Source organism: Kitasatospora sp. NPDC059146, assembly GCF_042786665.1.
GTDB lineage: Bacteria > Actinomycetota > Actinomycetes > Streptomycetales > Streptomycetaceae > Kitasatospora.
This window is the reverse complement of sequence record NZ_JBHZCY010000144.1, coordinates 1-23,105: the sequence shown is the minus strand read 5'-3', so window position 1 is coordinate 23,105 and position 23,105 is coordinate 1. Positions and strand designations below refer to the sequence as shown.

The window sequence follows — 23,105 nt, the reverse complement described above, 5'->3', positions numbered from 1 at the left end:
CCGCTGGACGGGCGGCTGGCCGGGCGGCGGCACCGCGGCGCCCTGGTGCTGCTCCTGGGGCGCCTGCCGGTCGTCCTGGGCCCCCTGGGCGGCCTCGGTGCCCTCAACGCCCTCCGTGCCGTTGACGGTCCGCGCGGTCTCCGGTCTGGATGCCTCGGCGGCCGGACGCGGGGCGAGGGACGGCGACAGCGCCATCCCGCCGGTGGTCCGGAACAGCTCGTCGGCACCCGGGAGACTCACTCGGCGGGGCGGCACCGGTCGAGCACCTCCCTGGCGAGCTGGCGGTAGGCGGCGGCCCCGACCGAGTTGGTGGCGTAGGTCGTGATCGGCTCGCCGGCGACGGTGGTCTCCGGGAAGCGCACGGTCCGCCCGATGACGGTGTGGAAGACGTGCTCGCCGAACGCCTCGACGACCCGCGCCAGCACCTCGCGGCTGTGCACGGTGCGCGAGTCGTACATGGTCGCGAGGATGCCGTCCAGGCGCAGCTCGGGGTTGAGCCGCTCGCACACCTTCTCGATGGTCTCGGTCAGCAGCGCGACCCCGCGCAGTGCGAAGAACTCGCACTCCAGCGGGACGATCACGCTGTGAGCGGCCGTCAGCGCATTGACCGTCAGCAGGCCCAGCGAGGGCTGGCAGTCGATGATGACGAAGTCGTAGTCCGGCAGCAGCGGCTTGAGGGCGCGCGCCAGCGCGGACTCCCGGGCCACCTCGCTGACCAGCTGCACCTCGGCGGCGGAGAGGTCGATGTTGGAGGGCAGCAGGTCCATGCCCGGGACGGCGGTCTTGAGCAGCACCTCATCGGCCGTCAGGCCCCGCTCCATGAGCAGGTTGTAGACGGTGACGTCGAGCTCCATCGGGTTGACGCCGAGGCCGACCGAGAGCGCGCCCTGCGGGTCGAAGTCGACGAGCAGCACCCGGCGGCCGTACTCGGCCAGCGCCGCGCCCAGGTTGATGGTCGACGTGGTCTTGCCGACGCCGCCCTTCTGGTTGCACATGGCGATGATCTGGGCGGGTCCGTGCTCGGCGACCGGCGCGGGGATCGGGAAGTACGGCAGCGGGCGGCCGGTCGGGCCGACCCGCTCGCGGCGCTGGCGCGCGGCGTCGGGGGCCAGCGTGGCCGCGTACTCCGGGTCCGGCTCGTACTCGGCGTCCGGGTCGTCGTAGGCGCCGTAGGCGAACTCGCCGTAGGCCAGGCCGTAGGCCGCCAAGTCGGCGTCGTGATCGGTCACCGTGGTCACCTGCGCTGTGTTCTGGCGTGCTTCGAAGGTACGGAGTGCGACCGAGCCGACCTCGGCCGAGCCCACGGATGCCTGCCGGGCCCCGGGCTCCTCACTCGGCTGGCCGGCGGTGAGCTCCGCCAGTCCTGGCTGACCACCCCCGGGAGCAATTGTCGACTCATTCACAAGTCGTCTTACCTCCTTGGGGATCCAGGACTCTATGTCGATTCGTCAGCGTGGCAGCATGCCGACGGTTTGCGACTCTAGGCCGTTCAAGGCGTTCGCAGCAACACAATCCACGGTAGTGGGCACGATGTGTCGACTATCGGGCGGGCTGCTGTCAAGGGATGAGCAGGCCCATGACCCTAACGTTTCTGCGGGACGCCGAGGGTCGGGTGACACCACCGACGGAAATTGACGACAGAGCGACCCGCCCGGTCCACCCGCTGTTCACGGGCACGGCGAAGCCCCCGACCCGAGGGCATCGGGTCGGGGGCGAACGACCGCCGTGCGGTCAGGGAGTTCAGGCGAGCACGCTCTCCAGCGTGACCGACTCCAGGCCGAAGGCCTCGGCCACGGCCGGGAAGGTGATCTGGCCCTCGTGGACGTTCAGGCCCTTGGCGAGCGCGGCGTCACGACGCAGCGCCTCCTTCCAGCCCCGGTTGGCCAGCTCCAGCACGTACGGCAGGGTGGCGTTGGTCAGCGCGTAGGTGGAGGTGTTCGGGACGGCGCCCGGCATGTTGGCCACGCAGTAGAAGACCGAGTTGTGGACCTGGAAGGTCGGGTCGTCGTGCGTGGTGGGGTGCGAGTCCTCGAAGCAGCCGCCCTGGTCGATGGCGATGTCGACGAGCACGGAGCCCGGCTTCATCCGGGAGACCAGCTCGTTGGTGACCAGCTTCGGGGCCTTGGCGCCCGGGATCAGCACGGCGCCGATGACCAGGTCGGCGTCCAGGACGGCCTTCTCCAGCTCGAAGGAGTTGGACATGATGGCCTTGATCTTGGTGCCGAAGATCCGGTCGGCCTCACGCAGCTTGTTGATGTCGCGGTCCAGCAGGGTCACGTCGTAGCCCATGCCGATGGCGATGGTGGCCGCGTGCCAGCCGGAGACGCCACCGCCGATGACGACGGCCTTGGCCGGGTGGGTGCCGGGCACGCCGCCGGGCAGCACGCCGCGGCCGCCGGCCGGGCGCATCAGGTGGTACGAGCCGACCTGCGGGGCCAGCCGGCCCGCGACCTCGGACATCGGGGCGAGCAGCGGCAGCGCGCCGTTGCCCAGCTGGACGGTCTCGTACGCGATCGCGGTGGTGCCGGAGGCGACCAGCGCGTCGGTGCCGGCCCGGTCGGCCGCGAGGTGCAGGTACGTGAAGACGGTCTGGCCCTTGCGCAGCCGGTGGTACTCGGAGGCGATGGGCTCCTTGACCTTCAGCAGCAGGTCGGCCGTGGCCCACACCTCGTCGGCGGTGGGGAGGATGGTGGCGCCGGCGGCCACGTACTCCTCGTTGGGGATCGAGGAGCCGAGACCGGCGTTGTCCTCGATGTAGACCTCGTGGCCGTTGCGGACCAGCTCATGCACGCCGGCGGGCGTGATGGCCACGCGGTACTCGTGGTTCTTGACCTCGCGGGGGATGCCGACCTTCACGACTGAACACGTCCTCTTGCCATGGGGGTCCCGACCGGAGAAGACCGGTGGGCGACGCGCACGTGGGGAAGCCTCCGGGCATGCCGGGGCAGGGGATCGCTGCGCGACTGGGTTCGAGTGTAATGAAGCCCAGGCGGCCTGTCAGCCTTCCAAATCTAACAATTTCGCCGAAGGCATTGGCAGGTTCGTAGGCTTCCACTGGAACTTACCTGTCATAGGTGTCGTAACAGGGCACTTTCGACGATACCTCCGAAACCGCCCTCACCACCCGCCGTCGACACGTTCCCGCAGGTCGGCGAGGGCGCTGCCGACCGCCTCCCGGCCGCGCTCGTCGCCGATCCGGCGCAGCACGGCCAGCGCGGCCCGGTACTCCCGGTCGGCCTCCTCGAAGCGGCGCTGGGCGGTGTGCGCCTCGGCGACCCGGGCCAGCAGCCGGGCCTCGGCCGCGTGGTCGCCCAGCGACCGCCGCAGCCCGAGCGCCCGCCCGTACCAGTCGGCGGCGCGCACCGCGTCGCCGAGCGCCCGATGGCAGCCCGCCGCGCCCTCCAGGGCCCGGGCGCAGAGCGGTTCGTCGCCGACCTCCCGGGCGTGCTCCAGGGCGGCCCGGTAGTGCCCGGCGGCCTGCTCCCAGCGGCCCGCCGAGGCCTGGAGGTCGCCCAGGTTGAGCAGCGCCGCCGAGGCCCGGCGGGGGCGCCCGTTGCGCTCGGCGACGGTGAGCACCAGCTCGTGCAGCCGGTAGAGGTCGGCGGGGGCGGCCGTGCCGGTCAGCGGCAGGGCCCGCAGCAGCGCGGTGACCAGCCGGCCGGCCGAGCCGTCCAGGTCGCCCTGGCCGATCGCGTCGGCCACCGCGCCGAGCAGCAGCTCCCGCTCCCCCGTCAGCCAGTCCCGGGCGTGCCCGGCCGAGTCCAGCCGCAGCGCGGGGGGCAGCGGGTCGGGGGCCGGGCCGTCGGCCGGGTCCAGCAGGGCGCGGGCCGACTCGGTCAGCCGGACCAGCCGCTCCAGCAGCCGGGCCCGGGCGAGCTCGGTCTCGGCGGGCCGGTCCTCCTGCTCCCGCAGCCGGACCAGCCGCTGGTAGAGCCGCCCGGGCACCCGGTAGCGCGGGGTGCCGTCGGCGGCCGGAGCCTCCTCGCCGAGCAGTTCCCGCTCGGCCAGCGCGGCCAGCGTCGCGGCCGCCTCCGGCGCCGGGCAGCCGACCAGGGCGGAGGCGGTGCGCGGGTCGGCGGTCTGCGCCGGGGCGAGCGTGAGGGTGCGCAGCATCCGTGCCTGGGCGGCCGGCAGTCCCCGGTAGAGCAGGGTGAAGGCGCCCAGCAGCGGGTCGTTGTCGGGGACGGGCACCGGCTCGGCGGGCGCGGGCTCGGGCTTGACCCAGGTCGACGGGTCGCCGGCCGGCTCGGGCGCGGCGGCGGGCTCCGCGGCCCCGTCCTGCGCCTGGGCGCCCTCCTCCTTCTTCTCCGGTGCCGCGTCGGTCCTCGGCGTCCGGCCGGCCTTCGCGGTCCTCGCGCCCTTCCCGGCCTTCCCCGCCCGGCCGCGCCCGGTGCCCTTGGCGCCCGAGGCCTCGGACTCCTCCCCCACCGCCCGGGTGAGCTCGCGCGCCGCGTCGGTGACCGCGATCTTCGGGTTGCCGCGCAGCCACCGCGAGATCAGCCGCAGCGCGGCCGGCCCGGCGGCGCAGGCCTCGGCGAGGTCGGCCGCGCCGACCGGGTCGCAGGAGACCCGGGTGCCGCCCACCAGGTCGGCCAGCAGTTCCCCGGAGGCCTGCCGGTCCAGCCCGCCGAGGATCACCGGGTCGATGTCCTCGATGCCGGTGAGCGGCCCGGCCGTGGTGGCGAGCACCAGGCAGCCGGGCTCGTCGGCGAGCAGCGGCCACAGCTGCCCGGCGTCCCGGACGTCGTCCAGCACCAGCAGCACCCGGCGTCCCGCCAGGGCCTCCCGCAGGGCCACGCCGCCCGGTTCGTCCCGTCCGTCCTCGACGGCGCCGGGCAGTGGTACGGCGGCCTGCGGGTCGAGCTGCTCCAGCAGCAGCCGGGCGGCCCGGCCCGGCGGCACCCGCCCGCCGTCCGGGGCGGACAGCCGGGCGAACAGCACGCCGTCCGGGTAGTCGGCGGCGGCGGTCCGGGCGAAGCGGGCGGCGAGCGCCGTGCGGCCCGAGCCGGGGCGCCCGGCCAGCACCAGGACGGGGCAGCGGCCGCTCACCCGGCGGGTCGCGGCCGCCCGCAGCGCGGCCAGTTCGGTGCGCCGCCCGGCGAACAGGGCGGGCCCGGCGGGCAGCCGGTCGAGCCCCGGGACGGCGCCGGCGGGCGCGTCGGGGCCGGGGTCCATCGTCGCCGTCTTCCTCGCCACCCGTGCCACTCCCGACGTCATCCCGCGCCCGGCGTCCGGCCGGAAGGCCCGCTGCGCTCGGCGGAGGCGGCCCGGGACGGGCGCCCTGTCTGCGAAGCGTAGTTCGACCGTCCGACTGATCGGAGGTGACATCCGGTCGTACGAACCGGTGAATCACCCCAAGGCATCAACCCCGCTGGTTCGCCCACGCCCCGACGGGCGGTCAGACCTCGAAGGGGCGGGCCGGCCACGGTGCGTCCGGGCGGCGCAGCCCGTCCAGGCCGTCCGGGGAGGTCAGCGCGGCGTGCACGGCGAGGACGCCGGTGACCAGGGTCGGGTTGTGCAGCCGCCCGGCCTGGATCAGCCGGATCAGCTCGGGCACCGGCACCCGGGCGACCTCGATCTCCTGCTCCTCGCCCTCGGCCTCGTACCGCCGGCCCTCGGCCTCGGCGAGGTCGGTGGCCAGGAACATCCGCAGCGCCTCGTCGGTGCCGCCCGGGGAGGTGTAGTAGTCGGCGAGGACCCGCCAGGTGTCGGCCCGGCAGTGGGCCTCCTCGTACAGCTCGCGCCGGGCGGCGTGCCACGGGTTCTCGCCGGGTACGTCGAGCAGGCCGGCCGGCAGCTCCCAGAGCCGCTGGCGGACGGGGTGGCGGTACTGGCGCAGCACCAGCACCCGCTGCTCGTCGTCCAGGGCGAGCACGGAGACCGAGCCGGGGTGGGTCTGGTAGTCGCGCCGGGACCAGCTGCCGTCGGGCATCCGGACCTCCTCGCTGCGCACGCCGGTGACCCGGCCCTGGAACGGCGTCGAGCTCGCCCGGACCTCCCACTCCTCGGCCGTGTCGGCGATCACCAGGTCGCTCTGCTCGTCCATCGCTCTCCCCTTTTCGTCAGTACGACACAATCTAACGCCGAACGGCGGCCCCGCGGGAATCGCGGGGCCGCCGTCCGGTGCGCGACCGGGGCCGGGAGCAGGAGGACTACTCCGCGGCCGGGGCCGTCTTGATCTCGATGGCGGCCTTGACCAGGCCCGCGAACAGCGGGTGCGGGCGGGTCGGGCGGGACTTCAGCTCCGGGTGGGCCTGGGTGGCCACCAGGTACGGGTGCACCTCGCGCGGGTACTCGACGTACTCGACGAGGTCGCCCTTGGGCGAGAGGCCGGAGAACTGCAGGCCGGTCTTCTCCAGGTCCGCGCGGTAGGCGTTGTTGACCTCGTAGCGGTGGCGGTGGCGCTCCTCGACGTACGGCTCGCCGCCGTAGACCTCGCGGACGATCGAGCCCTCGGCGAGCTTGGCCGGGTAGAGGCCCAGGCGCATGGTGCCGCCCAGGTCGCCCTTGCCGTCGACGATCGCCAGCTGCTCGGCCATGGTGGAGACGACCGGGTGCTTGGCGGCGGCGTCGAACTCGGTGGAGTTGGCCTCGGGCAGGCCGGCCAGGTTGCGGGCGGCCTCGATGACCACGCACTGCAGGCCCAGGCACAGGCCCAGCAGCGGGACCTTGTTCTCGCGGGCGAAGGTGATGGCGCCGACCTTGCCGTTGACGCCGCGGTCGCCGAAGCCGCCGGGGATGCAGATCGCGTCGACGTCACCGAGCTGCTCGCGGGCGCCCTCGGGGGTCTCGCAGTCGTCCGAGGTGACCCACTTGATCTCGACCCGGGCGTTGTTGGCGAAGCCGCCGGCGCGCAGCGCCTCGGTCACCGACAGGTAGGCGTCCGGCAGGTCGATGTACTTGCCGACCAGGGCGACCTTGACGATGTGCTGCGGCTCGTGGACGCGGCGCAGCAGGTCGTCCCAGGTGGTCCAGTCCACGTCGCGGAACGGCAGGTCCAGGCGGCGCACCACGTAGGCGTCCAGGCCCTCGCCGTGCAGCACCTTCGGGATGTCGTAGATCGACTTGGCGTCGATGGCCGCGACCACGGCCTCCTCGTCCACGTCGCACATCAGCGAGATCTTGCGCTTGATCGCCTGCGGGACCTCGCGGTCGGCGCGCAGCACGATCGCGTCCGGCTGGATGCCGATGTTGCGCAGCGCGGCGACGGAGTGCTGGGTGGGCTTGGTCTTGAGCTCGCCCGAGGGGCCGATGTACGGCAGCAGGGAGACGTGCACGAAGAACACGTTGTCCCGGCCGACCTCGTGGCGGACCTGGCGGACGGCCTCCAGGAACGGCAGCGACTCGATGTCGCCGACGGTGCCGCCGACCTCGGTGATCACGACGTCGACGTCCTCGGTCGCCATCCGGCGGATCCGGGACTTGATCTCGTTGGTGATGTGCGGGATGACCTGGACGGTGTCGCCCAGGTACTCGCCTCGGCGCTCCTTGGCGATGACCGTCGAGTACACCTGGCCGGTGGTGACGTTCGCCGAGCCGTGCAGGTTGGTGTCGAGGAACCGCTCGTAGTGGCCGATGTCCAGGTCGGTCTCGGCGCCGTCGTCGGTGACGAAGACCTCACCGTGCTGGAACGGGTTCATGGTGCCCGGGTCCACGTTGAGGTACGGGTCGAGCTTCTGCATCGTCACGCGCAGGCCGCGGGCCTTGAGCAGCGCGCCGAGGCTGGAGGCGGTCAGCCCCTTTCCGAGCGAAGAGGCAACACCCCCGGTGACGAAGAGGTGCTTGGTCGTCACGGCGCGGCCGTTCGCTGCCTTGCCGGAATGGGGCTGTGCCAAGAGGGGGCTCCCGTGGGTCGCGTGTCGAAAGTGACGTGGGCGGGAGGCTCGGGGCTCGCCGGGCGACGGGAGGCCGGCAGGCTGCGCGGCGCTCGAAGGGTCGTCGGTTCGGCTGGTCCGGGGCGTTTTGATCCCGCCGGTCCACGGGATACCAGGGTAACAGTGACCTGACCGGGACGCCTTTCGGCCCGCGCTCGGCCCGCGCCCGGCACTCCGGGAGCGTGCGCCGGGCGCACCACCGGCGCACCATCCGCCGCACGCGTCACACCGGTCGCACCACCCACCGGACCGGGCCAGCCGGGGTACTCCGACCGGGCCATGCCAGCCCCTCCGTTACGGCCACCCGGAGCTGATCCTTCCGGACCATCCTGCGCCGCGCCCCCGCGATGCACGGCATTTCCGCCGAATTGCGGCGCCACACGAGGCTGCGCCCGCGTGCTTCGCCCCTTTCGTCCGTCGTAAGCTGCACGGACGCATCGCGACAGCACGAGCACGCGGAGGGCGTGGGAGCGTCAGGACACTCCCGGTCCCCGATGCGCGACCGGACCTCCCCGTTATCCAGCTCCTCCCCACCCACCCCCTGGGGCTCGACCGAGCCCCGCGCGGACACTCCAGCAAGGCCCGCCACCACCCCCCGGCGGGCCGGACGTCCCGGGGTGAACCCCCGGCCCCGCAGACCCGCTCGCTCCCTGGTTCGCCGATGCCCTGACCACATTGCGAACTGGAGATCCACGTGGCCGGCCGTATCGAGGACTACGCACTCATCGGGGACATGCAGACCGCTGCCCTGGTCAGCAGGGACGGGGCGGTGGACTGGCTCTGCCTCCCCCGCTTCGACTCGCCGGCGGTGTTCGCCGGCCTGCTCGGCACCGATGAACACGGCTTCTGGCGGATCGGACCGGCCGAGGCGGTGGCGACCGAGCTCCCCGCCCCGGCCGCCGCCCCCGCCGAGGCCGCCCTGCCGCGCCTCGGCGACACCGCCGGCCCGCGCGTCCCGCCGCCCACCGCCGCCGCCCCCGCCGTGCCCGCCGACCGCCGCCGCTACCGGGGCGACTCGCTGATCCTGGAGCAGGAGTGGGACGCCCAGGGCGGCACCGTCCGGGTGATCGACTTCATGCCGCCCCGCCCGCTGGCCGGCAAGGACTCCGTGCCGCAGATGATCCGGATCGTCGAGGGCGTGGCCGGCACCGTGCGGATGCGCTCGGCGCTGCGGATGCGCTTCTCCTACGGCCGGATCGTCCCCTGGGTGCACCGGGTCGAGCAGGCCGACGGCGGCCACCGCACCGTCGCCGTGGCCGGGCCCGACTCGGTCTGGCTGGACGGCGAGGCCGAGACCTACGGGCGCGACCTCACCACCTACGCCGACTTCACCGTCCGGGCCGGCGAGCGGATCGCCTTCGCCCTCACCTGGCAGGCCTCCCACCTGGAGCCGCCGGCCGTCCCGGACGCCGAGGCGATGCTCGACGCCACCGCCGAGTTCTGGCACGACTGGGCCGGCCAGTGCACCTACCAGGGCCCCTACCGCGAGGCCGTGGTCCGCTCGCTGATCACCCTCAAGGGCCTCACCTACGCCCCCACCGGCGGCATCGTCGCCGCCCCCACCACCTCGCTGCCCGAGGACATCGGCGGCGAGCGCAACTGGGACTACCGCTACACCTGGCTGCGCGACGCCGCGATCACCCTCTCCTCGCTGCTGCGCACCGGCTACCGCGAGGAGGCCCGCGCCTGGCGCGAGTGGCTGCTGCGCGCGGTCGCCGGCGACCCGGAGAACCTGCAGATCATGTACGGCATCGCCGGCGAGCGCGAGCTCACCGAGTCCTCGCTGGACTGGCTGCCCGGCTACGAGGGCTCGCTGCCCGTGCGGATCGGCAACGGCGCCGCCGGACAGCTCCAACTCGACGTCTACGGCGAGGTGGTGGAGGCCCTGCACCTGGCCCACATGACCGGCCTGGTCCGCAACGACCACGCCCACAACCTCCAGCTGCGCCTGATCGAGTACCTGGAGGACCACTGGCAGAACCCGGACGAGGGCATCTGGGAGGTCCGCGGCCCGCGCCGGCACTTCGTCCACTCCAAGGTGATGGCCTGGGTCGCCGTCGACCGCACCATCAAGCTGCTGGAGCAGACCCCCGAGGACGCCCCCTCCGACGGCCACCTGGAGCGCTGGCGCGTGCTGCGCGAGACCATCCACCGGGACGTCTGCGAGAAGGGCTACGACCCCGAGCGCAACACCTTCACCCAGTACTACGGCGGCAAGGAGCTGGACGCCTCGCTGCTGCTCATCCCCCAGGTCGGCTTCCTGCCGCCGGACGACAAGCGGGTGATCGGCACCATCGAGGCGATCCAGCGCGAACTGTCCACCGAGGACGGCTTCGTGCTGCGCTACCCGACCCACGACGAGTCGGGCAACAACGTGGACGGCCTGTCCGGCCACGAGGGCGCCTTCCTGGCCTGCTCGTTCTGGCTCGCCGACGACCTCGCCATGATCGGCCGGGTGCAGGAGGCCCGCGAACTGTTCGACCGGCTGCTGTCCCTGCGCAACGACCTCGGGCTGCTCGCCGAGGAGTGGGACCCTCGGCTCAAGCGCCAGGTCGGCAACTTCCCGCAGGCGTTCAGCCACGTCCCGCTGATCGACACCGCCCTGCGGCTGACCGCCTGCGGCGCCGCCTACCTGTCGGCCCAGCCGGACGGCGCCGAGGCCGACCGGGCCGCGGAGCGGGTGGAGCGGGCGGGCGTCTGAGGCCCACCGCCGGGGGTGCTCAGCCCCGCTGCACCAACTCGTCGTAGGTGCTGAGCACCTGGGCGACGGTGGCGGCCTCGTCCGGCCAGGTCTCGGCCTGCTGCCGGCCGGCCGCCACCAGCTGCTCCCGGCGGGCCGGGTCCGCGAGCAGCCCGCGCACCACCCGGCCGAGCGCCGCCGGGTCCCCCGGCGGCACCAGCAGGGCGGCGTCGCCGACCAGTTCGGGGATGCCGCCGACGGCGGTGGCGACCACCGGCACGCCGGCCCGCATCGCCTCCTGGACCACCAGCGAGCGGGCCTCCCAGCGGCTGGAGACCACCACCACGTCGGCGGCGGCCAGCAGGTCGGGGACGTCGGTGCGGTAGCCGAGCAGGCGCACCGGCAGCTTCTCGGCGGCCACCCGCTCGCGCAGCGGGCCCGCCTCCGGACCGTCCCCGGCGAGCAGCAGCAGCGGCTCCGGGTCCAGCGCGGACAGCCCCTGGGCGGCGTCCAGCAGCGTCCCGAAGGCCTTCTGCGGGACGAGCCGGCCGACCGCCAGCACCAGCGGGCGGTCCGGGCCGTCGCCGAGCAGCGCGGCGCGCGCCTCGGCCCGGCCGAGCCGCCCCTCCGGCATCGGCGGGGCGGCCACCGGGCCCAGCCGGGCGTCGGTGGCACCCAGTTCACGGGCCCTGGCGACCAGGTCGGAGGAGGCGCCGAGGACCAGGTCGGCGGCGCGCGCCACCCGGCGCTCCATCAACCGCTGCAGCCGCCGCTCCATGCCGGTGGCCAGCAGCGCGTGGTGCGAGGTGACCACCAGCGGGGTCTCCGGGCGCAGGCCCGGGAAGCGGCCGGCGGTGCGCAGCGCGAGGTCGGACAGCAGGCCGGCCCGCAGCCCGTGGGCGTGCACCACGTCGGCGCCGGTGAACGCCCGGCGCAGCTCGCCGATCGCGGTGGCGTCGCTGCGGGCCCCCGCGGTGGGGGTGATGTCGACGGTGTGGAACCGCGCGCCGGTGCGGGAGAAACCGAACAGCGCGTCCGTGCCGGCCGGTGCGCAGACCGTGACGGTCACCCCGTGCGCGACCAGGCCCTGGGCCAGGGAACGCACGTGCGCACCGATGCCGCCGGTGCTGGCGGCCAGGACGAGTACCACGTGCAGCTGCCCCGGTTCCGGGGCGGCCGCGGTGGCCCGGGCAGCGGAATGGTCCACGTCGTCTCGCATCCGACTCGATCAGGTTCGCGCGCCGCTTCGCGAGGATTGCCCGCCCGGCGGCGCTCGGGACTGGAAAGCCAGTGTCCAGCCGCCACCATGCCAGGTCGGCGGCCCTCTTGGACAGTCGGCGCCACGGGGGGCGCGTCGCCGTCCCGGCGGGGAGGACCGCCGGTTCCGGCCGACCCCGTCCGGCCGATCCCGGCGGGCCGATCCGCCGAGATCCGCTGGCCAGGGCCGGACCGGGCCTAGCTGTGGCGAGGGGCCCGGGCGGCGGCCAGCAGCTCCTCGGCGTGGGCCCGGCCCAGCTCCGAGTCCTCCAGGCCGGCCAGCATCCGGGAGAGTTCCCGCACCCGCTCCTCGTCGTTCAACACCTTGACCCCGGAACGGGTCACGGTGCCGTCGTGGGTCTTCTCCACCACCAGGTGCCGGTCCGCGAACGCGGCCACCTGCGGGAGGTGGGTGACCACCACGACCTGGGCGGATTCCGCCAGCTTGGCCAGCCGGCGGCCGATCTCGACCGCGGCCTTGCCGCCGACGCCCGCGTCCACCTCGTCGAACAGGTAGGTGGGGACCGGATCGGCGCCCGCGAAGACCACCTCGACGGCGAGCATCACCCGGGAGAGCTCACCGCCCGAGGCGCCCTTGGCGATCGGGCGCGGCTGGGCACCCGGGTGCGGGGCGAGCAGCACCTCGACCTCGTCCACGCCGTACGGCCCGTACGCGACGGTGCGGCCGTCCAGTTCGATGCCGGCCAGGTCGTCGACCCGGGTGATCGAGAAGGTCACCCGGGCGTGCGGCATGGCGAGTTCGGCGAGCTCCGCGGAGACGGCCTCGGCGAAGCGTCCGGCGGCGGCCTGCCGGGCGGCCGAGACCTCGGCCGCCAGCTCGGCCAACTCGGCCCGCAGCTCGGTCTCCTGGGCGCCGAGCTGGTCGATCCGCTCGTCGTCGCCGTCGAGTTCGGCGAGCCGGGCGGACCCGGCCTCGGCCCAGGCGATCACCTCGGCGAGGTCGTTGTCCTCGCCGCCGTACTTGCGCAGCAGCTGGGCCAGCACGGACCGGCGGTCCTCGACCGCGGCGAGGCGCACCGGGTCGGCGTCCAGGTCGTCGGCGTAGCCCGCGAGGTCCCCGGCGACGTCGGCCAGCAGGTAGCCGACCTCGTTCAGCCGGTCGGCCAGGGCGGCCAGCCGCTCGTCGTGGTGGCGCACGGCGTCCAGGGCGCGCCGGGACTGGGCGAGCAGGGTGCCCGCGTCCAGCGCCTCCGGGTCGGCCGGGTCGCCGGCCAGGGCGGCGTGGGCGAGGGTCGCGGCGGAGGAGAGCGCGTCGGCGTGGCCGAGCCGCTCGGCCTCGGCGGCCAGCTCGACGTCCTCCCCGGCCACCGGCTCGGCGGCGGCGATCTCGTCCAGGCCGAAGCGCAGCAGGTCGGCCTCCTGGGCGCGCTCGCGGGCCCGGGTGGTCAGCTCCTCCAGGGTGGCCGCGACCTCGCGCAGGGCGCGGTAGGTCTCCCGGTAGCGGGCCAGCGGCTCGGCGACCGTCCCGCCCGCGTAGCGGTCCAGCGCGCCGCGCTGGCGGGCCGGGCGCAGCAGCCGCTGCTGGTCGGTCTGGCCGTGCACGGCGATCAGGTCCTCGCCGAGTTCGGTGAGCAGCCCGACCGGGACGGCCCGCCCGCCGACGTACGCCCGGGAGCGGCCCTCGGCGGACACGGTCCGGCTGATCAGCAGCGCTCCGTCGTCCAGTTCGGCCCCGGCCTCGACGGCGCGGGCCGCCGCCGGGGAGTCCGCGGGCAGTTCCAGCCGGCCCTCCACCACGGCGCGGCCGGCCCCGTGGCGCACCAGGCCGGGGTCGGCGCGGCCGCCGAGCAGGAGGCCGAGGCTGGTCACCACCATGGTCTTGCCGGCGCCGGTCTCACCGGTCACGGCGGTGAAGCCGGGAGCCAGCTCGACCACCGCATCGTCGATGACCCCAAGATCCCGTATCCGCATCTCGTCCAACACGGAGACGACCTTACGAGGTTCCGCCCCCGGAGCGCGACGAGCGGCAACGGCGCGCGGCAACTCCGTGCCGCCGGGTTCACTCCTTCCGGGGCGTTTGAGCGGCGGTGGGCACCGTGCACCATGGCAGGAAGAGCTGCACCAGCGGGCCGATGAGCAGCGCGTACACCACCGTGCCGACCCCGGCGGTACCGCCGAGCAGCAGTCCGACGGCCAGCACGGTGACCTCGATGCCGGTGCGGATCAGCCGCAGCGAGCGCCCGGTGCGCCGGTGCAGTCCGGTCATCAGGCCGTCCCGCGGGCCCGGGCCGAGCCGGGCGCCGATGTAGAGGCCGGAGGCGACGCCGTTGAGCAGCACCGCGGCGGCCGTCAGCGCGGCCCGGGCGGGCAGCCCCTGCGGGCCGTCGACCACCCGCAGGGTGATGTCCATCGCCGCGCCGATCACCAGCACGTTGGCGACGGTGCCCACCCCCGGGCGCTGGCGCAGCGGGATCCACAGCAGCAGCACCAGGGCGCCGCAGACGGTCACCCAGGCTCCCACGGTGAGCCCGAACACCCGTTGCAGGCCCTGGTGGAAGACGTCCCAGGGGTCGAGGCCGAGGCCGGAGCGGAGCATCAGCGCCATGCTCGCCCCGTACAGCGCGAGGCCGACGGCGAGCTGGGGGAGCCGGCGGCCCAGCGCGTGGGTGTCGCCGAGGACCCGGACGGCGAGGCCGGGGCGGGGCCCGACGGCAGGCGGCGGCGTGGGTGCGGTCGTGGGTGCGGTCGTGGTGGCCACTGGTGCTCCTGCGGGTGGTGCTGCACCGCCGGGTCGCGCCCGACGGTGGCGGACTCGACGGCCGCACTGCCATGATGAGAGAGCCAATACGGCCCCCGACAGGGCCAATTCCGAGCAAGTGGACTGATCAGCGATGGCCGACTGGCACACCACCGTCACCCCGCCCGCGCTGGCCCGGCTGCTCGCCACCGCGCGACTGCCCGAACCGGCCACCGCCCGCCGCCCCGCCTACCGCACCCTGGCCGGGCAGATCCGGCTGCTGGTCACCGAGGGCCGGCTCCCGGTCGGCGCCCGACTGCCCGCCGAACGCGAACTCGCCTCCGCCCTGGAACTCAGCCGCACCACCGTCGCCACCGCCTACGAGGCCCTGCGCGGCGACGGCTACCTGCTCAGCCGGCGCGGCGCCGGCAGCTGGACCGCCCTGCCCGAGGGCGCCCCGCCGCCCAGCGACGCCCTGCACCCCGTCCCGCCGGACGAACAGGGCCGGATCCTCGACCTCGGCGTCGCCGCCCTGCCCGCCCCCCAGCCCTGGCTGGGCCGGGCCGCCGCCCGGGCCGTCGAACTGCTGCCGCAGTACGCCGCCGGGCACGGCCACTACCCCACCGGCGTCCCGGTGCTGCGCGAGGCCGTCGCCCGCCGCTACACCGAGCGCGGCCTGCCCACCATCCCCGACCAGATCCTCGTCACCACCGGCGCGATGGGCGGACTGCACCTGGTCCAGCGGGTCCTGGTCGGCCGCGGCGACCGGGTCGCCGTCGAGGCCCCCAGCTACGCCCACACCCTCCAGGCGCTGCACCTCACCGGCGCCCGCCTGGTGCCGGTCCCGTACGACGCCTCCGCGGCCCCCAGGCGCTGGGACCTGGAGGAGTGGCAGCGGGTGCTGCGCGGGGCCGCCCCCAAGGTCTCCTACGTCATCCCGGACTTCCACAACCCGACCGGCGCACTGATCGACGAGGACCAGCGGCGCCGGCTGCTGGCCGCCGCCCGGGCCGTCGGGAGCATCGTGCTGGTGGACGAGACCACCGCCGAACTGGGCTGGGGCGTACCGGAGTCCACGCCGCTGCCGCGCCCGGTGGCGGCACTGGACCGGGCCGCCCAGGTGGTCACCGTCGGATCGGCCGGCAAGCTGCTCTGGGGCGGCCTGCGGATCGGCTGGGTCCGGGCCGCGCCCGCGCTGGTCCGGCGGCTGGCCACCGAGCGGGTCTACAGCGACGTCGGCACCCCGGTGCTCGACCAGCTGATCGCCGCCGAACTGCTGGGCGAACCGCTCCCGGCCGTCCGCGCCCACCAGCTGGACCGGCTGCGGGCCACCGCGCACGCCTTCGCCGCCGCGCTGTCCGAGCAGCTGCCGGAGTGGGGCTTCCCGCTGCCGCCCGGCGGCCTCGCGCTCTGGGTCACCACCGACGGCCTGTCCGGCGCGGCGCTGGCCCAGGCCGGGGAACGGGCCGGGGTCCGGATCGCGGCCGGCAACCGGTTCGGCTCGGACGGCGCCTTCGAACACCACATCCGGATCCCGCTCACCGTGCCCGCCGCCGCCGTCCCCGCCGCCGTGCGGCGGCTGGCCGCGGTGGCCGCCCGCGCCACCGCGGGCGGCCGGCTCGGCGCGGCCGACGAGGGCCAGGCACTGGCGGTCTGAGCCGCCCGGACGATCCGGCGGACCGTCAGCAGGGGGTGTTCGAGCGACCGCGCCAACCCGTCACCGGGAGCGCGAACTTGGCGACCAACCGGTCGGTGAACGGCGCCCGGTGCAGCCTGGCCAGCCGCACCGGCGTCTTCCCCCGGCGCACCTCCACCCGCGCCCCGGCGGGCAGTTCGACCGAGCGGCGCCCGTCGCACCAGAGCACCCCGTGCGGGGTCTTGGGCTGCACCTCGACCGCCAGCACCGAGTCCGGAGAGGTCACCAGCGGCCGGGCGAACAGCGCGTGCGCGGAGATCGGCACCATCAACAGCGCCTCCACCTCCGGCCACACCACCGGCCCGCCGCCCGAGAAGGCGTACGCCGTCGAACCGGTCGGCGTCGCACAGACCACCCCGTCGCAGCCGAAGTTGGAGACCGGACGGCCGTCCACCTCGGTCACCACCTCCAGCATCCGCTCCCGGGAGGCCTTCTCGATCGACGCCTCGTTCAGCGCCCAGTCCTCGTGCAACACGTCGCCGTTGGTGCGGACGATGACGTCGATCGTCATCCGCTCCTCGACCTCGTAGTCGGCGTCCACCACCCGCTCGACCACCACGGCCAGGTCGTCCCGCTCCGCCTCGGCCAGGAAACCGACCCGGCCGAGGTTGATGCCCAGCATCGGCAGCCCGTGCGAGCGCGCCAGCTCCGCGCCGCGCAACAGCGTGCCGTCCCCGCCGGCGACCAGGATCAGTTCGCAGCCGTCCGCCGCGCCCGGCCCCTCGGCCACCTTCTCGACCCCGTCCGGCAGGTCGAGGTCCACCGCCTCCGTCTCCAGCAGCCTGATCCGCAGCCCCGATTTCAGCAGCCCGTGCACCAGGGCCTCGACGCTGCGCAGCGCCGCCTCCCGGCCGGTGTGCGCGATCAGGAAGACCGTGCGTTCTCCATCGCTCATGCCGCTGCCCTCTCCCTACGCCTGCCGGGTCGCCCTCGGCCCGGTGCGGCCGCGCCATCCAGCATGACGGGCCGGACGCTCGCAGAGCACCCTATCGGGGCCCCTCCGCCACGGCCCGGTCCGCGTCCGCGGGGTCCAGCTGCGGGGCGTCCCGGCGCATCCAGAGGAAGTACTCGACGTTCCCGGACGGCCCCGGCAGGGGGCTCGCGGTGACCGCGCGCACGCCCAGCCCCAGCTCCCACGCCTGCCCGGCGACCTGCCGGACCATCTCGGCGCGCAGCTGCGGGCTGCGCACCACCCCGCCGCTGCCGAGCCTCTCCTTGCCGATCTCGAACTGCGGCTTGACCATCAGCACCAGGTCCGCGTCCGCGGCCGCGCAGGCGGCCAGCGCGGGCAGCACCAGGCCCAGCGAGATGAAGGAGAGGTCACCGACGACCAGGTCGACGGGGGTGCCGCCGATCGTCTCCAGGGTCAGCTCGCGGACGTTGGTGCGGTCCATCACCGTCACCCGCTCGTCGCTCTGCAGCGACCAGGCCAGCTGCCCGTAGCCGACGTCCACCGCCAGCACGTGGGCCGCCCCGGACCGCAGCAGCACGTCGGTGAACCCCCCGGTGGAGGCGCCCGCGTCCAGCGCCCGGCGGCCCTCGACCACCAGGCCCTGCGGCACGAAGGCCGCGAACGCCCCGGCCAGCTTGTGCCCGCCGCGCGAGACGTAGTCGGGGTCGTTGTCGTCCTTGGCCACCACGACCGCCGCCGAGGTCTCCACCTGGGTGGCCGGCTTGGTCGCGGTGGTACCACCCACGGTCACCCGGCCGGCCGCGATCAGCTCGGACGCGTGCTCACGCGACCGGGCCAGCTTGCGGCGGACCAGCTCCGCGTCGAGTCGGCGTCGTGCCACTGCCACTGGTGTTTCAGCTCCTACGGGTCCTGCGGATCATTCCTGGTCGAGCGCGGCCAACGCGTCGGCGAGCCGCTGGTGAACATCTTCGTACACCGCGACGTGCGCCTCGGCCGGGACCCCGTCCAAAGCCTCCAACCGGGCCAGCCCGGCATCCACTCCGGGGTGCCCGGTGGGCAGCAGTTCGACGCCGAGCGGCCCCTCCGCCACGGCGGACCGGGCGGGCTCGGTGGACTCAGTGGACTCGGTGGGCTCGGTGGGCCGGGTGGGCTCGACGAGCTGGGCGGGCTCGGCCGGTGCGCCCGGCTCACTCGTCCCGGTCATCGGGCTTCTTCGTGCTGCTGGCCTTGCGGACGGTGGTCTTCCTGGTCGCCGTGCGCTCGGCCGCCGCCCCGGCCCGGCCGTCCGCCTCGGTCCGCTTCGCGGTGGCCGTCTTCTTCACCGTGGCCTTCTTGGCGACGGCCGTCTTCTTCGCCGTACCGGCCTTCTTCGCCGTGGTCGCCTTCTTCGCCGCGCCGACCTTCGCGGCGGCAGTGGTCTTCGCGGCAGTGGTCTTCGCGGCGGCGGCCTTCTTCTCCCCCGCGGCCTTCTCCGGCGGCGCCACCGGCGGATCGACCTCGACCGGCTCGTCCACCTCGACCCGCTCGGCCACTATCGGCTCCGCCGCCACACGCTCGTCCTCGAACTCCCAGCCGCGTCCGAACAGGTCGTCCGCCCGGGGCGCCGGCACCGGCTCCTCCGCCGGGTACCCGGTCGAGGCCGGGCCCGGCCCGGCCTTGGCCGCGACGGGCTCCTCCTCGACCTCGCGCAGCTTGCTCTCCAGGTACGCCAGCACCACGCCGACCTTGGTCACCTGGTCCCCGACCTTCTCGAAGGCCTTCTCCACCTCGTTGCGCGCCACCCCGACCGCCAGGTCCACCCCGGCCCGCCCGGCGGTGACGGCCTCCTCCGCCAGGGTCTGCAGCGTCTTCGCCGACGGCGGGAACTGGCCGCCCAGCCTGCGCTCGACCTCGGCCACGTCGACGCCGGTCTTCTCCAGGACCGCGGCCGCCGTGTCGACGACCCGCTTGCCGACCTCCTCCACCACCACGGCGGCGGCCGCCACCGCTCCCCGCACCGTCCTCGGCAGCATCCGGGTGCCTCCTCCGCGCCTGCGCGCGCACAGCGCGCCGCGCTCCGTCGCCCTCGGCACCCGGGCGATTCCGGGCACCCCACCGACGACGCTACCGCCAAAACCCTCCTGAGGTACCGTGGCCCGGCAGTCCGCACCGTAGTGACCTGGGGATGGAGCGAGCGCCGTGGCGAACGCCGAGGAGTGCCGGGAGGCGCTGGAGCAGCTCAGCCGGAACATGGCGAAGGCCACCGGCGACGTCCGGAAGGCCGCCGCCCTCGACCGCTCGCTGAGCTGCCGGATCACCGACCTCGACCTGACCTTCACCGGGCAGCTGCGCGACGGCCGGATCCAGGACGTGTCCGCCGTGCCCGGCCAGCCCGCCGAGAAGGCCGCGATCCGGCTCACCATGGCCGGCGACGACCTGCTCGCCCTGGTCGGCGGAGAGCTCAATTTCGCCTCCGCGTGGGCGAGCGGCCGGATCAAGCTGGAGGCCGGCCTCCGGGACCTGCTGCGGCTGCGCACCCTGCTCTGAGGGCCGGGCCGGGCGTCTGACACGGACGTCCGTACCGAGGAACGGTTCGTACGTCCGTGTCAGACGCCTGCTGCGAAGGCCCTGCCCTGGATACCCGGCCCCGCCCTGGACGTCTGAATCGGACGTACGACTCAGACGACCGTCCGGGACGGCCGTCTCGAACGACCGTCCCGGACAAACGTTCCGGACAAACATTCCGGACGACCGTCCCGAGCGACCTCAGAACCCGAGCTCGGCCAGCGCCTTCCGCCCGTCCACCGGCCCGCCGTCCGCGTCCAGCGCCGTCCACGCCGCCGCGCAGAGCGCCCGCAGGCCGTCCCAGCGGTCCCCGGCACCGGTCAGCCGCAGCACACCGCCCTCCGCCACCGCCGTCCAGCCGCCGCAGCCGAAGCCGCCGCCCGCCGCCGTCACCGCCGGCTGCGCGACCAGCAGGCCGCGCAGGTCGGCCGCCAGGTACGTCGGCCGGTGCTCGACCGGGGCCGCCAGCAGCTGCACCGGGGTGGTCACCCCGGTGAACACCAGCAGGCTGTCCACCCCGCCGTTGAAGGCGCCCTCGATGTCGGTGTCCAGCCGGTCCCCGACCACCAGCGGCCGCCGCGCACCCGTCCGCAGCACGGTCTCCCGGTGCATCGGCGGCAGCGGCTTGCCCGCGACCTCCGGGTCCACCCCCGCCGCCGCCCGCACCGCCGCCACCAGCGTCCCGTTGCCGGGCGCGATGCCGCGGGCCGTCGGCACCGTCATGTCGGTGTTGGAGGCGACCCACGGCAGCCCGCCGCGCACCGCGTACGCGGCCTCCGCCAGCTGCGCCCAGCCGACCGACGGGTCGAAGCCCTGCACCACCGCGAGCGGTTCCTCGGCCAGCGAGCGGACCGCGACCAGCCCGCGCTCGGCCAGCGCCTCCTCAAGGCCCAGCCCGCCCACGACCAGCACCTTCGCCCCGGCCGGCACCTTCTCGGCGACCACCCGGGCAGCCGCCTGGGCCGAGTTGATCACGTCTGCGGGCTCGGCCGGCACACCCAGCTCGGTCAGGTGCTCGGCGACCACCCGCGGCGGGCGGGAGGCGTTGTTGGTCACGTACGCGAGCCGCATCCCGGCCGTCCGGGCCGTCGCGAGCGAGTCCACCGCGTGCTCGATCGCGTGCGGGCCGGCGTAGACCACGCCGTCCAGGTCCAGCAGTGCCGTGTCGTACGCCTCGGTCAGCGGGCGGTCGCTGCCGCCGGGGGTGGTCCGTCGCGCGGGGGTGGCCGTCTCGGTCATGCCTGCCCTACCTCATTCACTGCGGTTCGTCCGCGTTCACCGCGGTTCGTCTGCTCGTCACTGCCCGCCCGGTCAGGCGTCCTCGTCGACGCCGCCGGGCCCTCCCCCGACCTGCCCGGGCACCCCCGGCCCACGGTAGCCGGGCGCCCCCGGCAGCAGTGGGCCGTAGGCCCCGGCGCGGGCCGCCAGGGTCGCCCTGGTCTGCCGCAGCGCCGCCTGGTAGTGGTCGGTCCCCGGCCGCATGGCCACCGCCAGCGCCAGGTGCTCGGCGGAGGTCTCGAAGTCGCCCAGCCGGGCCGCCGCGACCCCCCACCCGAACTGAGCGTAGTCGTCCGAGGGATCGGCCTGCGCCACCGCCCGGAAGTTCTCCAGCGCCGCCGCGTACGAACCGGCGTCGAACTGCGCCCGGGCCAGCGCCTCCCGGATGCTGCGCGAGTGCGGCTCGGCCTCCGCCGCCCGGGCCAGCAACTGCTCGGCCGCCGCCGGGTGCCCCTGGGCCAGCAGCTTCGCGCCCCGGCGGAACCAGTCGTAGACGTCCCCGACCGGCTCCCCGGTCCGCCCCTGGGCGGGCACGCCGCCCGTCGGCACGCGCTCCCCCGACGCACCGCCGTCCAACCGTTCCTGCCCGTCCTCCATGCCGTACCTCGCCCTCGGTCGTACACCCGTCCGACCGTTCGGCACGGGGATTCCGATCTCTCAACAACGCGTACCCGGTTACGATGCCCAGAATGAGCACACCCAGTGCAGAAGACGGAGTCGAGACTCCCGTGGGCGGCCCCGGCGATCCCGGGCACGTCGCCACCGCAGGCCTGTCCCTGTCCCCCTTCCGTGGCCTGCGCTACGTCCCCGACCGGGTCGGCGCGCTGGCCTCGGTGATGTCCCCGCCGTACGACGTCGTCGACCCGGGGCGCCGGCTCGACCTGGAGACCGCCGACCCGCACAACGTGGTCCGGCTGATCCTGCCCCGCCCGGAGCCCGAGGACGCCGGCGACCGCCCCGACCGCGACACCAAGTACCGGCACGCCGCCCGGCTGCTGGCCGCCTGGCAGCGCGAGGGCGTCCTCGCCGCCGACCCGGAGCCGGCCATCTACGTCTACGAGCAGCGGGTCCCCGGCAACGGTGACACGCCCGAGCTGCTCCAGCGCGGCCTGATCGGCGCCCTCGCGGTGAGCGGCCCCGAGGCCGGCGTCGTCCTCCCCCACGAGGACGTGATGCCCCGGCCGGTCGCCGACCGGGTCGGCCTGATGCGCACCACCCGGGCCAACCTCGAACCGCTGCTGCTCACCTACCGCGGCAACGGCGGCGCCTCCGGCGTCATCGAGCGGACCGTCGAGGGCGAGCCGCTGCTCTCCACCGCCACCACCGACGGCACCCACCACCGCCTGTGGGCGGTCACGGACCCCGCCGACCTCGGCGAGATCAGCCGAGACCTGGCCACCTGCCGGGCCCTGATCGCCGACGGCCACCACCGCTGGGAGATGTACCTGCGGCTCCAGCGCGAGCACCGCCACCTGCCCCGCAGCCCGTGGGACCGCGGCATGGTGCTGCTGGTGGACACCGCCCGCTACCCGCTGCGGGTCCGGGCCATCCACCGGGTGCTGTACCGGCTGCCGGTGGCCGAGGCCCTGGAGAAGCTCGGCGACCAGTGGAAGGTCAAGGAGGTCCCCGGTCCGCTGACCGCCGCCCTCCAGGCCCTCGCCGAGCAGAAGCGGCACGGCGGCAACGGCTTCGTCCTCACCGGCGGCGACGGCGTGTTCTGGCTGCTCGGCGAGCCGGAGGAGGCCCTGCTGGGGGCCACCGTGCCGCACGACCGGCCCGAGGAGTGGCGCCGCCTGGACGCCACCGTGCTGCACGCCACCCTGCTCGACCACACCTGGCACGTCCCCGACGGCCCCGACGACATCGGCTACCTGCACACCGCCGCGGCCGCCGAGCGCGAGGCCGCCCGCACCGGAGGCACCGCCGTACTGCTGCACCCGGTCCGGGAGAGCGTGGTGCGCAGACTGGCCGAACAGGGCGTCACCATGCCGCGCAAGTCCACCTCGTTCGGGCCGAAGCCGGCCACCGGGCTGGTGCTGCGCAGCCTTCCGCTGGGCTAGTCCACCGGGGCCGGTCCACCGGCCGGCCCGCCGGGCAGCAGGAACCCCCGGACGCGGGGGGGGGGGGGCCCGGCGCCCCCCCCCGGGCGCGGGGGGGGCGGCGGC

General features: G+C 74.8%; 18 protein-coding genes and 1 pseudogene. 4 read left to right on the top strand and 15 right to left on the bottom strand.

The annotated features are described in order from the left end of the window. The 6 genes and pseudogenes from ACFXPX_RS37655 to ACFXPX_RS37630 form a co-directional block, all read right to left on the bottom strand. A pseudogene (locus ACFXPX_RS37655) lies at positions 1-240 on the bottom strand (hypothetical protein); the annotation flags it as partial. Further along, positions 237-1,304, bottom strand: a complete 1,068-nt coding sequence (locus ACFXPX_RS37650) for a ParA family protein (protein WP_208869108.1) — start codon at positions 1,302-1,304, stop codon at positions 237-239. The pseudogene ACFXPX_RS37655 and the gene ACFXPX_RS37650, both read right to left, overlap by 4 nt. Before the next feature lie 436 nt (positions 1,305-1,740). Continuing rightward, complete coding sequence (gene ald, locus ACFXPX_RS37645; protein WP_380408371.1) at positions 1,741-2,856, bottom strand: alanine dehydrogenase; 1,116 nt, start codon at positions 2,854-2,856, stop codon at positions 1,741-1,743. Positions 2,857-3,117: 261 nt separating this feature from the next. Beyond that, the gene (locus ACFXPX_RS37640) at positions 3,118-5,196 is read right to left on the bottom strand and encodes a tetratricopeptide repeat protein (protein WP_380644658.1); all 2,079 of its coding nucleotides are present in this window, start codon (positions 5,194-5,196) and stop codon (positions 3,118-3,120) included. Positions 5,197-5,398: 202 nt separating this feature from the next. Next, positions 5,399-6,046, bottom strand: coding sequence for an NUDIX domain-containing protein (locus ACFXPX_RS37635; protein ID WP_380594253.1), 648 nt, complete (start codon positions 6,044-6,046; stop codon positions 5,399-5,401). A 106-nt stretch (positions 6,047-6,152) separates the two neighbouring features. Further along, on the bottom strand, positions 6,153-7,835 hold the full coding sequence (locus ACFXPX_RS37630) for a CTP synthase (protein WP_375887081.1): 1,683 nt from the start codon (positions 7,833-7,835) through the stop codon (positions 6,153-6,155). A gap of 733 nt (positions 7,836-8,568) precedes the next feature. On the opposite strand from ACFXPX_RS37630, the gene ACFXPX_RS37625 reads away from it, so the two are divergent. Next, the gene (locus ACFXPX_RS37625; RefSeq protein ID WP_375887078.1) at positions 8,569-10,575 is read left to right on the top strand and encodes a glycoside hydrolase family 15 protein; all 2,007 of its coding nucleotides are present in this window, start codon (positions 8,569-8,571) and stop codon (positions 10,573-10,575) included. 19 nt (positions 10,576-10,594) lie between these two features. Here the strand turns inward: ACFXPX_RS37625 and ACFXPX_RS37620 are convergent, their stop codons facing one another. From ACFXPX_RS37620 to ACFXPX_RS37610, 3 genes are all read right to left on the bottom strand, one after another. After that, positions 10,595-11,761 carry a glycosyltransferase family 4 protein gene (locus ACFXPX_RS37620; RefSeq protein WP_380644657.1) on the bottom strand — a complete coding sequence of 389 codons (1,167 nt, stop codon included), beginning with the start codon at positions 11,759-11,761 and terminating at the stop codon, positions 10,595-10,597. A 248-nt stretch (positions 11,762-12,009) separates the two neighbouring features. After that, positions 12,010-13,743, bottom strand: a complete 1,734-nt coding sequence (recN, locus tag ACFXPX_RS37615) for a DNA repair protein RecN (protein WP_375887347.1) — start codon at positions 13,741-13,743, stop codon at positions 12,010-12,012. An 88-nt stretch (positions 13,744-13,831) separates the two neighbouring features. Next, positions 13,832-14,377: a YitT family protein gene (locus tag ACFXPX_RS37610; protein ID WP_380644659.1), complete on the bottom strand. Its 546-nt coding sequence runs from the start codon at positions 14,375-14,377 to the stop codon at positions 13,832-13,834. Between the two features lie 286 nt (positions 14,378-14,663). On the opposite strand from ACFXPX_RS37610, the gene ACFXPX_RS37605 reads away from it, so the two are divergent. After that, entirely contained in the window at positions 14,664-16,166 is a 1,503-nt protein-coding gene (locus ACFXPX_RS37605; protein WP_380644656.1) for a PLP-dependent aminotransferase family protein, read from the top strand. Positions 16,167-16,191: 25 nt separating this feature from the next. Here the strand turns inward: ACFXPX_RS37605 and ACFXPX_RS37600 are convergent, their stop codons facing one another. The 4 genes from ACFXPX_RS37600 to ACFXPX_RS37585 form a co-directional block, all read right to left on the bottom strand. Next, on the bottom strand, positions 16,192-17,100 hold the full coding sequence (locus tag ACFXPX_RS37600; protein WP_380527711.1) for an NAD kinase: 909 nt from the start codon (positions 17,098-17,100) through the stop codon (positions 16,192-16,194). Between the two features lie 91 nt (positions 17,101-17,191). Then, positions 17,192-17,998: a TlyA family RNA methyltransferase gene (locus tag ACFXPX_RS37595; RefSeq protein ID WP_375887343.1), complete on the bottom strand. Its 807-nt coding sequence runs from the start codon at positions 17,996-17,998 to the stop codon at positions 17,192-17,194. A 36-nt stretch (positions 17,999-18,034) separates the two neighbouring features. Next, complete coding sequence (locus ACFXPX_RS37590; protein WP_380644655.1) at positions 18,035-18,322, bottom strand: hypothetical protein; 288 nt, start codon at positions 18,320-18,322, stop codon at positions 18,035-18,037. Beyond that, complete coding sequence (locus tag ACFXPX_RS37585) at positions 18,306-19,130, bottom strand: hypothetical protein (RefSeq protein WP_380527713.1); 825 nt, start codon at positions 19,128-19,130, stop codon at positions 18,306-18,308. The genes ACFXPX_RS37590 and ACFXPX_RS37585 overlap by 17 nt, the downstream gene beginning before the upstream one ends. A gap of 166 nt (positions 19,131-19,296) precedes the next feature. Between ACFXPX_RS37585 and ACFXPX_RS37580 the strand changes: the two genes are divergently transcribed. Beyond that, entirely contained in the window at positions 19,297-19,644 is a 348-nt protein-coding gene (locus tag ACFXPX_RS37580; protein ID WP_380527715.1) for an SCP2 sterol-binding domain-containing protein, read from the top strand. Between the two features lie 219 nt (positions 19,645-19,863). Here ACFXPX_RS37580 and ACFXPX_RS37575 read toward each other — a convergent pair whose 3' ends face one another. Together ACFXPX_RS37575 and ACFXPX_RS37570 are read right to left on the bottom strand one after the other, a co-directional pair. Beyond that, entirely contained in the window at positions 19,864-20,901 is a 1,038-nt protein-coding gene (locus ACFXPX_RS37575) for an HAD-IIA family hydrolase (RefSeq protein ID WP_375887059.1), read from the bottom strand. 72 nt (positions 20,902-20,973) lie between these two features. Then, positions 20,974-21,537, bottom strand: a complete 564-nt coding sequence (locus tag ACFXPX_RS37570) for a tetratricopeptide repeat protein (protein ID WP_375887056.1) — start codon at positions 21,535-21,537, stop codon at positions 20,974-20,976. A 92-nt stretch (positions 21,538-21,629) separates the two neighbouring features. Here ACFXPX_RS37570 and ACFXPX_RS37565 point away from each other — a divergent pair, with 92 nt between their 5' ends. Next, the gene (locus ACFXPX_RS37565; protein WP_380527719.1) at positions 21,630-23,000 is read left to right on the top strand and encodes a DUF1015 family protein; all 1,371 of its coding nucleotides are present in this window, start codon (positions 21,630-21,632) and stop codon (positions 22,998-23,000) included. The last annotated feature ends 105 nt before the right edge of the window (positions 23,001-23,105 follow it).